Raw genomic sequence first — 11608 nt, 5'->3', positions numbered from 1 at the left:
ACAGGCTCTGCGGCAACAACAACAACGACCGGCCAGGCCGGTGGCGGGTTACTGCGACTTCCGGACCCGCAGATACCATTCTGACAGCAAGCGAACCTGCTTGTCTGTGTAGCCGCGCTCGACCATGCGGGAGACAAAGTCGTTGTGTTTCTGTTGATCCTCCTTGCTCGCTTTGGCGTTGAAGCTGATGACCGGCAGCAGATCCTCGGTGTTGGAGAACATCTTCTTCTCGATCACCACGCGCAGCTTCTCGTAGCTGAGCCAGGTCGGGTTCTTGCCGTTGTTGTTGGCGCGGGCACGCAGCACGAAGTTGACGATTTCGTTGCGGAAATCCTTCGGGTTGCTGATCCCGGCGGGTTTTTCGATCTTCTCCAGCTCCTCGTTAAGGGCCACGCGATTGAGAATTTCGCCGGTTTCCGGGTCGCGGTATTCCTGGTCCTGGATCCAGAAGTCGGCGTACAGCACATAGCGATCGAAGATGTTCTGGCCGTACTCGCTGTAAGACTCGAGGTAGGCGGTCTGGATCTCCTTGCCGATGAACTCGATATAGCGTGGCGCCAGGTATTCCTTGATGTAGCGCAGGTAGCGTTCGCGTACCTCGGCGGGGAATTGTTCCTGCTCGATCTGTTGTTCCAGCACATACAGCAAGTGCACCGGATTCGCGGCGATTTCGTGCGGGTCGAAGTTGAAGACCTTGGAGAGGATCTTGAAGGCGAAGCGGGTCGACAGGCCATTCATGCCTTCGTCGACTCCGGCGTTGTCGCGGTATTCCTGGATCGACTTGGCCTTGGGATCGGTGTCCTTGAGGTTCTCGCCGTCGTAGACGCGCATCTTCGAGTAGACGTTGGAGTTTTCCGGCTCCTTCAGGCGCGAGAGTACCGAGAACTGCGCCAGCATCTTCAGGGTGTCTGGGGCGCAATGGGCCTTGGACAGGGAACTGTTGAACAGCAGCTTGTCGTAAATCTTGATCTCGTCGCTGACGCGCAGGCAGTAGGGCACCTTGACGATGTAGATCCGATCGATAAAGGCTTCGTTGTTCTTGTTGTTGCGGAAACTATGCCATTCCGACTCATTCGAGTGGGCCAGCAGGATGCCGCTGAACGGCAGGCCGCCGAGGCCCTCGGTGCTGTTGTAGTTGCCTTCCTGGGTGGCTGTCAGCAATGGGTGCAGCACCTTGATCGGTGCCTTGAACATCTCGACGAACTCCATCAGGCCCTGGTTGGAGCGGCACAGGGCGCCGGAGTAGCTGTAGGCGTCGGCGTCGTTCTGCGGGAAGTCTTCCAGCTTGCGGATGTCGACCTTGCCGACCAAGGCGGAGATGTCCTGGTTGTTCTCATCGCCTGGTTCGGTCTTGGCGATGGCGATCTGATTAAGGATCGACGGGTAGAGTTTGACCACGCGGAATTGGCTGATGTCGCCACCGAACTCGATCAGGCGCTTGGTCGCCCACGGCGAGATGACTGTGCTCAGGTAGCGCCGTGGAATGCCGAAGTCCTCTTCGAGAATCGCGCCGTCCTCGGCGGTATTGAACAGCCCCAGCGGCGTCTCGAATACCGGTGAGCCCTTGATCGCGTAGAAGGGCACCTTCTCCATCAGTTGTTTGAGCTTTTCCGCGAGTGACGATTTGCCGCCACCGACGGGGCCGAGCAGATAGAGGATCTGCTTCTTCTCTTCCAGGCCTTGGGCGGCATGGCGGAAGAAGGAGACCATCTGGTCGATGCACTCTTCCATGCCATGGAAGTCGGCGAAGGCCGGGTAGCGGCGGATCACCTTGTTGGAGAAGATCCGCGATAGTCGGGAGTTGTGGGAGGTATCAATCAGCTCCGGTTCGCCGATGGCCAGCAGCAGGCGTTCGGCCGCGGTGGCATAGGCGCTGCGGTCCTGCTTGCACAGTTCGAGGTACTCCTGAAGGGAATACTCCTCCTGGCGGGTCGCTTCGAAACGTTGTTGGAAGTGGCTGAAAATACTCATGACGTCACCTCGCTTGATACTCGGAGCCGGCGCGGGATCGGTCGTGCGGGTGCTGGCAATCAGCCGACGAGTCGGCGGATGAGAATCCCCCAGAACACCTAAAGGTCACTGCCGATAGCCCGGAAGCCGGTGTGCCGGCTCTCCCCTATTTTGGATGGCCTGGGGTAAGGATAGTTCGGAATTGGCAAGATCAAGGGGCAACGAACGATAAGTGCGAATTACCGTTCGTCAGAGCAGGGCGCAAGCCCAGGGATGGCGCGGGGTCGCCATCCAGAAAATTTTTATTCGGCCTGCTCGGTAGCGGTCTCGGCCGGGAAGGTGGTGCGCCATAGCTCGAAGCCGCCATCCAGGCTGTAAACCTCGGAGAAGCCCTGGTTGACCAGATACGCTGCGGCGCTTTGGCTGGAATTGCCATGGTAGCAGGTGACGATCAGCGGCTTATCGAGGTCGGCCTTGGCGATGAAGTCATGTAGCGAGTGGTTGTCCAGATGCCGTGAGCCGCTGATATGACCGAGGGCAAAGCTCTGTGGGTCACGAATGTCGACCACCACTGCACCTTGCTCGCGCAGGGCGTGGGCCTGTTCGGGGGGGATGCGTTTGAAATCACTCATGGACGGTTCTCCGTACAGTCGCAGCGATGGCGCTCGCCGCTATCGACATTCAATAAAGTCATGGCGCCGCCCCACACACAACCGGTGTCGAGGGCAAACAGGCCGGGCTCGTGGCACTGGCCTTCCAGGGCGGCCCAGTGGCCGAAGATCAGCTTTTGCCCGCGGGTTTTGCGCTCTGAGTAGCTGAACCAGGGGGCATAGCCGGGCGGTGCGCTGTCGAGCCCTTCTTTGCTCTTCAGGTCTAGTGTGCCGTCGGCTTTGCAAAAACGCATGCGGGTGAAGTAGTTGGTGATCACCCGTAGGCGCGTCACGCCCTTGAGGTCCTTGTCCCACTTGGTCGGCTCGTTGCCATACATGCCGTCGAGGAACAGTGGCAGGCGGGCATCGTCGAGCAGGGCTTCTTCGACCTCAGCGGCACATTTGAGCGCTTTTTTCAGTGTCCACTGCGGTGGGATGCCGGCATGTACCAGCGTGATGTCGCGCTCGGCGTCGTAGTGCAGGAGCTTTTGCCGACGCAGCCAGTCGAGCAGGTCGTCGCGATCCGGCGCCTCAAGGATTTCGCGCAGGGTGTCGGCTTTCTTCAGCCGTTCGATATTGTGCGCCACCGCCAGCAGGTGCAGGTCATGATTGCCGAGTACGCAAACCAGTGAGCCGCGCATGGCGTAGAGAAAACGCAGGGTCTCCAGTGACTGCGGGCCGCGATTGACCAAGTCGCCGACCAGCCATAGGCGGTCTTTGGCGGGATCAAAGGCGACGCGGTGCAGCAGGCATTGCAGTGGTTCCAGACAGCCTTGCAGATCGCCGACAGCATACACCGTCATCAGTGCAGGGCTCCGGGCACGGCCAGGCGAAACGGCGCGATGATCGCGTCGAAGCGTTTACCGTCATCGGCGAGCATCTGGTAACTACCCTGCATATTGCCGACGCTGGTGCCCATGACCGTGCCGCTGCTGTAAGTGTGGCTTTCGCCCGGCTCGATCAGCGGCTGCTGGCCAACCACGCCAGGGCCGCGGACTTCCTGTACGCGGCCGTCACCATCGGTAATCAGCCAGTGACGCGACAGCAGCTTGGCCGGTAGCTGGCCGTGGTTGTAGATGGTCACGGTATAGGCGAAAGCAAAGCGGTTCTGCTCCGGCTGCGACTGCTCCGGGAGAAAACGGGTGACGACGCTGACGTCGACCTGGTAACGGGGATCGGACATGCGAATGGCTCTGATAGCGGAACAGCCGGGAGTCGAGTTTAGTGCGCTGTCTCAAAAATAACTGTTCAATTTTGGCGGTGTCATTTGCCGTATTACCTCGTTGCCGCTCCTTGCCTGGCAACAAAATACACTCGCCAACGTCTTCAGCGTATTTCCGAGACAGCACACTAGGGCGCCTACTCGGCGCTTGTCTGCTCACACAGTTTGTCCGCCAGACGGACAAAGGCGGCCAAATCCAGTTGCTCTGGGCGCAGGCTGCCATCGACATTGGCGGCTTCGATCGCGTCGCTGCTGAGTAGGGCTTTCAGCGTATTGCGCAGCGTTTTGCGGCGCTGGTTAAATGCCTCGCGGACCACGCGCTCGAGTTGCCGATGGTCTTTCGCCGGGTGCGGCAGGGTTTCATGCGGGACCAGGCGAACGATGGCCGAGTCGACCTTGGGCGCAGGCTTGAAGGCGCCAGAGCCGACATTGAACAGATGCTCCACCTGGCAGTGGTACTGCACCATGATCGACAGACGGCCCCAGTCGCCACCACCGGGCGTTGCCGCCAGGCGCTCGACCACTTCCTTCTGCAGCATAAAGTGCATGTCGCGGATCAGCGAAGCATGCTCGAGCAGATGGAAAATCAACGGCGTAGAGATGTTGTACGGCAGGTTGCCAACCACGCGCAGACTGTGAGGCGGGGGATTCAGGCTGGCGAAGTCGAACTTCAACGCATCGCCCTGGTGCAGGGTGAAGTTGGGGTTGCTATCGAATTTATGCTTGAGCAGTGGGATCAGATCCAAATCCAATTCGACCACGTCGAGGTGTGCGCCGCTAGCGAGCAGACCTTCTGTCAGTGCACCCTGGCCTGGGCCAATCTCAAGTAAACGCTCAGTTGGGCGGGCGTAGATGGCGCGCAAGATGCGGTGAATCACCCCGGCATCATGCAAAAAGTTTTGGCCGAAGCGCTTACGGGCGCGGTGCTGGTAGTGCTCAGTCATAAGTGTTCTGCCATCTGGTAGGCGGTTTCCAGCGCGACCTGCAGGCTGCCGGTGTCGATCTTGCCGCTACCGGCGAGATCCAGCGCGGTGCCGTGATCGACCGAGGTGCGGATGATCGGTAGGCCCAGGGTCACATTGACGGCGGCACCGAAGCCTTTGTATTTCAGCACCGGCAAGCCCTGGTCGTGGTACATCGCCAGCACTGCGTCGCAGTGCTCCAGATATTTGGGGGTGAAAAGGGTGTCGGCCGGCAACGGGCCAATCAGGTTCAAGCCTTCGCTGCGCAGGCGTTCCAGAGTGGGTTCAATGACGTCGATCTCTTCGCGGCCAAGATGACCACCTTCACCTGCATGTGGATTAAGGCCGCAGACTAGGATGCGCGGCGCGGCGATGCCGAACTTGCTGACCAGATCGGCGTGCAGGATGCGGGTGACCCGCTCCAGGCGTTCGGCAGTAATGGCGGCAGCCACGTCTTTAAGTGGCAGATGCGTGGTCACCAGGGCTACGCGCAGGCCGCGGGTAGCCAAGAGCATCACCACTTGTGCGGTGTGGGTGAGCTCGGCAAGGAACTCGGTGTGACCGGAGAAGGCAATGCCCGCTTCGTTGATCACGCCTTTGTGCACCGGGGCGGTGATCATCCCGGCGAAGTCCCCGTTCATGCACCCTTGGCCAGCCCGCGTCAGGGTTTCCAGCACATAGGTGGCATTTGCAGGGGCTAGCTGGCCGGGCTCCACCGCTGAGCGCAAGGGCGTATCCCAGACGTACAGGCTGCCGGCCGCTGCCGGAGTATCCGGCCAGGCGTCTGGCGTGACCGCCAACAAGCGTACGTCTAGCGCCAGCTGCGCGGCCCGCTCGACGAGCAGGTCACGGCTGGCAATCGCGATCAGGGGATGGGGCTGGGCGTGTTGGGCGAGTAGCAGGCATAGGTCAGGACCGATACCGGCCGGCTCGCCAGGCGTTAGAGCGAAGCGTTGTGGAGTCACAGCTTGGTTTCTACATAGGCCTCGTCGCGGATTTGGCGCAACCAGGCTTGCAGTTCTTCGTCGTACTTGCGGTTGCGTAGCACATTCAAAGCCTGCTGTTTGCGGAACTCTTCGCTGCTATCCGTGGCGCGCCGCCCCATGACCTGCAGCACGTGCCAGCCGTAGGGGCTCTTGAACGGCTTGGACAGATCACCACTGGCGGTATGCGCCATAACCGCGCGGAATTCCGGAACCAGGGCGTTCGGGTCGATCCAGTTCAGATCGCCACCATTCAGCGCAGAGCCTGGGTCTTCCGAGAAGCTTTTGGCCAGTTCGGCAAAATCTTCGCCTGCCAGAATGCGCTCATAGAGACGCTCGGCCAGACGCTGGGTCTCCGCTTCGCTGCGGATTTCACTCGGCTTGATCAGGATGTGCCGGACATGCACTTCGTCACGCACCTGGGAGCCGCCACCGCGCTTTTCCAGCAGCTTGAGAATGATAAAACCGCCGGGAGTGCGCATCGGTTCGGTCACTTCACCGACGGATAGGGCGCTAATCATGCCGTCGAACGGCGGTGGCATCTGTGCGGCTTTGCGCCAGCCCATTTCGCCGCCTTCCAGAGCGGTTTCACTGGCCGAACGGGCGATCGCCAGCTGAGCAAAGTCGGCGCCTTGCTGCAGTTGCTGATAGAGCTCTTTGGCTTGACGGTCGGCGGCCTGAATGGTCTCTGGCGACGAGCTTTCCGGGACTGGAATGAGGATGTTGGCCAGGCGGAACTCTTCCGAGAGCTGCATTTTGCCAAGATCGGAAGCGAGGAAGTTTTGCACTTCCTGGTCGGTCACTTGAATACGCTCGGCCACTCGCCGTTGCCGCACGCGGCTGATGACCATTTCCCGGCGTACCTGGTCGCGGGCATCGTCGTAGGACAGGCCGTCCTGGGCCAGCGCGGCGCGGAACTGTTCGACGCTCATGTTATTGCGCTGGGCGATCGTGCCGATCGCCTGGTTCAGTTCTTCGTCGGTGATGCGGATTCCCGAGCGATCACCGATTTGCAGCTGGATATTCTCGATGATCAGCCGTTCCAGCACCTGTTGGCTCAACACATGCTCCGGTGGCAAGGCGGCGCCGCGCTTGGCGATGGTTTGTTGCACCTCGCGCAGGCGGCTATCCAACTGGCTCTGCATGATGACGTCGTTATCGACGATGGCCACGACGCGGTTGATGGATTGCACTTCGGCATGCGCCGCACTACCCAGAAACAGTGCGCCCAGCAACAGCGGGCGCAGACAATCAGTAAGCTTGGTCTTCACGTTCACGGTAACCTTGAATGCCTTGGTCGAGGAAACCCTCAACCTTATTGCCGACGACGCCACCGAGGCCCTTCAGCACGATTTGCAGGAAGATCCCGCGGTCGCCTTTCTCGTTCAGATCGGGAGAGAGGCTGGTCTCGTCATAATCGACCCAGTAACGGTTGACCAGGCGCAGCTTCCAGCAGCAGCTGTCATACTCGAAACCACCGAAGGCTTCGAGAGTACGGTTGCGGTTGTAGTCATATTGCCAGCGGGCGATGGCGCTCCATTGCGGCACGATCGGCCAGATGGTCGAGAAGTCGTGCTGCACGATCTTGTAGTAGTCCTTGATGACCTTGCCGGTCACCGGGTCGGTGTAGTCGCCGCCCTGTTGCCATTCGCCAGTCGTGGAGTTGTAGATGATGGTGTCGTTATTGTAGCGATAGCCGAGGTTGACCACCTTGTTCGGGTTGTCTTCCGGCTGGTAGTGGAACATTGCGCTGCCGGAGCGGGTGCTGTGGCTGTCCGGATCCCAGTTGAAGTCCGAAGAGAGGCGCCAGTCGCGGTTGAAGCGGTACAGGTATTCCAGTGCATAGGGCGAAACCGACGACTGCGCATCTTTACGGGTGCGGAAGTCGATGCCGGGCATCTGTACTTTGCGATCGGTGAAGTACGCGGCTTGGCCGATGCTGAAGCGTTGACGCTCGAACCCGTCGGCTTGGATCCAGCGGTTGGTCACGCCGAGGGACAGCTTGTTCTCGTCACCGACGCGGTCGTGCCCACTGAAACGGTTCTCGCGAAACAGCGAGGCATAGTTGAAGGTGCTCTCGCCGCTGTCGAAGATCGGGATGTCGGTTTGGTCTTTTTCCGGCACGTAGAGATAGAACAGGCGCGGTTCCAGGGTCTGGCGGTAGTTCTTGCCGAACCATTGGCTGTCGCGATCGAAGTACAGGCCGCTGTCGACGCTATAGATCGGCACGCCGCGATCCGGAGCGTCATCGAAAGAGGTCACCTGACTCTTACCCAGGCTGTCCAGGTCCAGCTTGTAATCGGTATAGAGGTACTTGACCGAGGGCGTGAGGAAGCCCCAGGTCCAGTTCAACGGCAGGTTGACGCCCGGTTCCAGATGGGCGCGATCGCCGTTGGCGCGGGCCAGGCCGGTGATGTTGTTATCCAGCCAGAGGGTTGGCGCGCCATTTTCGTCGATGAAGTTGCCTTCACGTAGATCGCGGTCGAAACGGACGAACTCGGTGCCGTAGGTGAGGTTCAGTCCGCCCGGCTGGAACGGCAGGGCGCCATCAAAGGTGATTTGCGGTAGGCGGTCGTATGGCGTGATGTCAGTGACCGTGGCCAATTCATAGGCATGCGCATTGAGTCGTGCGACGTAGCTGTCACCACGATAGGTCAGGGTGCCGCGCTGGTTTACATAGCTGGTCGATTCGATACCTAGATCGGTTTTCAGATCCTGGAAGTAGTACGGGTCGCTGATGTCGGTGTAGTCGACCTCGGCAAGTAGGCGCGAATCCAGCCCGCCCGTGTGTTTCCAGTGGTAGAGCCAACGTTCGGCTTGGTATTCGGACTGCAGTTTGCGCTCGTCTTCCTGGTCATCCAGATAGGCGGCGCCGAGCTGGCCTTCGCTGCTCTTGGTCAGGTAGCGTCCTTCGCCTTCCAGCAACAGGCCGCGATTGGCCATGTAGGTTGGGTACAGCGTGGCGTCGTAGTTGGGCGCCAGGTTGAAGTAGTACGGCGTTTCCAGGAAAAAGCCGGTATCGCTAGAACTACCGAGGCTCGGCGGCAAGAAGCCGGACTGGCGCCGGTCGTCGATCGGGAAATAGATGTACGGGGTGTAGAACACTGGAACATCTTTCACCCGCAGCGTCACGTTGGTGGCGGAGCCGAAACCGGTGGCCGGGTTCAGGGTGATGTTGTTGCCCTTAAGGTGCCAGGTATTGCTGCCTGGTTCACATGTGGTGTAAGTACCATCCTTGAGACGGATGATGGCGTCTTCCTGGCGCTTGGCGTACAGGGCGTTGCCGCGAGTATGTGACTGATGCAGCACGTATTCGGCGTTGTCGATCTTGGCTTCACCATTGTCCAGCTGCAGCTCGGCGTGATCACCGACTACCAGGGCGCCGTTATCGCGCAGCTTGACGTTGCCGTTAAGTTCGCCGCGGTTCTCGGCTTGGAGCAGCCTGGCCTCATCGGCTTCGACTTGCATGCTGCCTTGACGTACCACCACATCGCCGGCCAGGGTGGCGACTTGCTGTTCTTGCTCATAGCGCGAGGCTTTGGCTGAGACGAACATCGGCGCTTCATCGAGCGGCGTCTTGTCGTTCATCTCGGGGCGGGTCGGCTCGATATAGGCGCCGGCACAGTAGGGCCCGGTTTCAGCCAGCTGGGCGGCGGTGAGCTTGTCGCGGGGCACCCAGTCCAGATGACTGAAATCAGCGCTACGCGTAGCCAGGCCTTTGCCCTCGCTCTCGGTAACCAACTGAGTGGGTTGCCCTTCGGTGGCCGCACCTGTTGTGCTCGGCTTTTCCGCGACAGTGCCAACCGTCGAGCTCACCGCGCCAGTGCTATGCACTGGGCGTGGTGGGAGCGCGGTGGCATCCGCTTTCGGGGTACAGGCCCAGCCGCCAGATGCGGACACCTGGCAGTCATACTGCTCGGCGGCGACCACATATTGAGTGGCAACGGGTTGCAGTGCCAATAGACTGCCGGTGACCAGCAGCGGAAATTTTTTGCGAAACGCGGGGTATTTTACTGCCATCTTGTAGTCCGGGCTTCCTGCGCGCCAACGGCCCGCTAGGACCGCACGCCTCTCGATGGGCTGAAAAAGATGCTGGATAATAAAGCATGACCCGCACAACGGCTAGCGCCGTCGGAGACCCTTGTAATGCTTGATGAAGATGTACGCCTGCAACAGCTGACTGGTTGGCTCGACCAGCATTTGCCCGCCCTGTTTACCGCCAAGGGCTGGGGCACCGTTCCACCCGCGACGCTGACGTCGGCCAGTAGTGACGCGAGTTTCCGTCGTTACTTTCGCTGGGAGGGGGCGGGGCGCAGTTTAATCGTGATGGATGCTCCGCCGCCGCAGGAAGATTGCCGCCCCTTCGTCAAGGTCGCGGGCTTACTGGCCGAGGCCGAGGTAAACGTGCCACAGGTATTGGCGGCCGATCTGGAGCGGGGCTTTCTGTTGCTCTCCGATCTGGGCCGGCAGACCTACCTCGAGGTGATCAACCCGGATAATGCCGACGCATTGTTCGCCGATGCGTTGCAGGCGTTGTTGGCGTTCCAGCAGCTGCCACTGGACGCTCAACTGCCCAGCTATGACGAGGCCTTGCTGCGCCGTGAGTTGCAGCTGTTTCCGGACTGGTATCTGCGGCGCCAGCTTGGTGTCGAGCTGAGTGGCGAGCAACTGGCGGCCTGGCAGCGCGTCTGCGAGCTGTTGATCGACAGCGCATTGGCTCAGCCGCAAGTGTTGGTGCACCGTGACTACATGCCACGCAACCTGATGGACAGTGAGCCCAAGCCGGGGGTGCTGGATTTCCAGGATGCGGTCTACGGCCCGGTCACTTATGACGTTACCTGCCTGTTCAAGGATGCCTTCCTCAGTTGGCCGGAAGCACAGGTGCGTGGCTGGTTGGCGCGTTATTGGCAACTGGCGGGCGAGGCCGGTATCCCGGTTCAGCCTGAGTTGGAGGACTTCCTGCGGGCCAGTGATTTGATGGGGGTGCAGCGTCACCTCAAGGTCATCGGCATCTTCGCGCGCATCTGCCATCGAGACGGCAAGCCGAAGTACCTCGGCGATGTGCCGCGCTTCTTTCGTTATATCGACGCGGTATTGGCGCGTCGGCCGGAGTTGGCCGAACTCGGTGAATTCCTTGCCCGCCTGCCGCAGGCCGAGGTCGCCCCGGCATGAAGGCGATGATCCTGGCCGCTGGCAAAGGCGAGCGCTTGCGGCCTTTGACCCTGCACACGCCAAAGCCCTTGATGCAGGTGGCTGGCGTGCCGTTGATCGAGTATCACCTGCGAGCGCTGGCGGCGGCGGGCTTTCGCGAGCTGGTTATCAACCATGCCTGGCTCGGCCAGCAGATCGAGGACTACCTGGGTGATGGCGTGCGCTTTGGTCTGCGCATCCGTTACTCCGCCGAAGGTGAGCCGTTGGAGACCGGCGGCGGGATATTCCAGGCTTTGTCGCTGCTCGGTGATGCGCCGTTCTTGGTGGTCAACGGTGATATTTGGACCGATTACGACTTTGCGACGCTGCAGCAACCGCTAAATGGTTTGGCCCATCTGGTGCTGGTGGATAACCCTGCGCATCACGTTCGCGGTGACTTCTGTCTGGCGGATGGCCAGGTCACCGATGGCCAGGACGGTGCGCCGAGCCTGACCTACAGCGGGATAGCGGTGCTCGATCCAGCGCTGTTTGCCAATTGTCAGGCGGGCGCTTTCAAGCTGGCTCCGTTGCTGCGTCAGGCGATGGCGGCGGGCCAAGTCAGCGGTGAGCGTTTCGGCGGGCGCTGGGTGGATGTCGGCACCCACGAGCGGCTGGCAGAAGTCGAGCGCCTGCTCGCGGTGGAGGGCTGAG

Annotated in this window: 10 protein-coding genes; 2 read left to right on the top strand and 8 right to left on the bottom strand. The window is 60.5% G+C overall.

Annotated features, from left to right (window positions below; genetic code table 11):
* Nucleotides 1-48 precede the first annotated feature (48 nt).
* From D3879_RS02960 to D3879_RS02925, 8 genes are all read right to left on the bottom strand, one after another.
* Complete coding sequence (locus D3879_RS02960; RefSeq protein ID WP_119952607.1) at nt 49-1971, bottom strand: PrkA family serine protein kinase; 1923 nt, start codon at nt 1969-1971, stop codon at nt 49-51.
* 281 nt (nt 1972-2252) lie between these two features.
* On the bottom strand, nt 2253-2582 hold the full coding sequence (gene glpE, locus D3879_RS02955; protein WP_119952606.1) for a thiosulfate sulfurtransferase GlpE: 330 nt from the start codon (nt 2580-2582) through the stop codon (nt 2253-2255).
* Nucleotides 2579-3403: a symmetrical bis(5'-nucleosyl)-tetraphosphatase gene (locus D3879_RS02950; RefSeq protein WP_119952605.1), complete on the bottom strand. Its 825-nt coding sequence runs from the start codon at nt 3401-3403 to the stop codon at nt 2579-2581. The genes glpE and D3879_RS02950 overlap by 4 nt, the downstream gene beginning before the upstream one ends.
* The gene (gene apaG / locus D3879_RS02945; protein WP_119952604.1) at nt 3403-3783 is read right to left on the bottom strand and encodes a Co2+/Mg2+ efflux protein ApaG; all 381 of its coding nucleotides are present in this window, start codon (nt 3781-3783) and stop codon (nt 3403-3405) included. Before apaG ends, D3879_RS02950 begins: the two co-directional genes overlap by 1 nt.
* Before the next feature lie 176 nt (nt 3784-3959).
* A complete protein-coding gene (gene rsmA / locus D3879_RS02940) occupies nt 3960-4766 on the bottom strand; it encodes a 16S rRNA (adenine(1518)-N(6)/adenine(1519)-N(6))-dimethyltransferase RsmA (RefSeq protein WP_119952603.1) in 807 nt (268 codons plus the stop codon).
* Nucleotides 4763-5749 carry a 4-hydroxythreonine-4-phosphate dehydrogenase PdxA gene (gene pdxA, locus D3879_RS02935; protein ID WP_119952602.1) on the bottom strand — a complete coding sequence of 329 codons (987 nt, stop codon included), beginning with the start codon at nt 5747-5749 and terminating at the stop codon, nt 4763-4765. The genes rsmA and pdxA overlap by 4 nt, the downstream gene beginning before the upstream one ends.
* Complete coding sequence (locus D3879_RS02930; RefSeq protein ID WP_177412351.1) at nt 5746-7038, bottom strand: peptidylprolyl isomerase; 1293 nt, start codon at nt 7036-7038, stop codon at nt 5746-5748. The genes pdxA and D3879_RS02930 overlap by 4 nt, the downstream gene beginning before the upstream one ends.
* Complete coding sequence (locus D3879_RS02925; protein WP_119952600.1) at nt 7019-9787, bottom strand: LPS-assembly protein LptD; 2769 nt, start codon at nt 9785-9787, stop codon at nt 7019-7021. The genes D3879_RS02930 and D3879_RS02925 overlap by 20 nt, the downstream gene beginning before the upstream one ends.
* A 126-nt stretch (nt 9788-9913) precedes the next feature.
* Here D3879_RS02925 and D3879_RS02920 point away from each other — a divergent pair, with 126 nt between their 5' ends.
* Both D3879_RS02920 and murU read left to right on the top strand, forming a co-directional pair.
* Nucleotides 9914-10939 carry an aminoglycoside phosphotransferase family protein gene (locus D3879_RS02920; RefSeq protein WP_119952599.1) on the top strand — a complete coding sequence of 342 codons (1026 nt, stop codon included), beginning with the start codon at nt 9914-9916 and terminating at the stop codon, nt 10937-10939.
* Entirely contained in the window at nt 10936-11607 is a 672-nt protein-coding gene (murU, locus tag D3879_RS02915; protein WP_119952598.1) for an N-acetylmuramate alpha-1-phosphate uridylyltransferase MurU, read from the top strand. The genes D3879_RS02920 and murU overlap by 4 nt, the downstream gene beginning before the upstream one ends.
* Nucleotide 11608: the final 1 nt, after the last annotated feature.

The sequence above is a fragment of the Pseudomonas cavernicola genome (assembly GCF_003596405.1).
Taxonomy (GTDB): domain Bacteria; phylum Pseudomonadota; class Gammaproteobacteria; order Pseudomonadales; family Pseudomonadaceae; genus Aquipseudomonas; species Aquipseudomonas cavernicola.
This window is presented reverse-complemented; position numbering and strand designations above follow the sequence as displayed.

Coding starts and splice junctions, on each gene's coding strand:
- murU (WP_119952598.1), top strand. CDS start 10,936: ATGAAGGCGATGATCCTGGCCGCTGGCAAAGGCGAGCGCTTGCGGCCT.
- D3879_RS02925 (WP_119952600.1), bottom strand. CDS start 9,787: ATGGCAGTAAAATACCCCGCGTTTCGCAAAAAATTTCCGCTGCTGGTC.
- rsmA (WP_119952603.1), bottom strand. CDS start 4,766: ATGACTGAGCACTACCAGCACCGCGCCCGTAAGCGCTTCGGCCAAAAC.
- glpE (WP_119952606.1), bottom strand. CDS start 2,582: ATGAGTGATTTCAAACGCATCCCCCCCGAACAGGCCCACGCCCTGCGC.
- D3879_RS02950 (WP_119952605.1), bottom strand. CDS start 3,403: ATGACGGTGTATGCTGTCGGCGATCTGCAAGGCTGTCTGGAACCACTG.
- apaG (WP_119952604.1), bottom strand. CDS start 3,783: ATGTCCGATCCCCGTTACCAGGTCGACGTCAGCGTCGTCACCCGTTTT.
- D3879_RS02920 (WP_119952599.1), top strand. CDS start 9,914: ATGCTTGATGAAGATGTACGCCTGCAACAGCTGACTGGTTGGCTCGAC.
- D3879_RS02960 (WP_119952607.1), bottom strand. CDS start 1,971: ATGAGTATTTTCAGCCACTTCCAACAACGTTTCGAAGCGACCCGCCAG.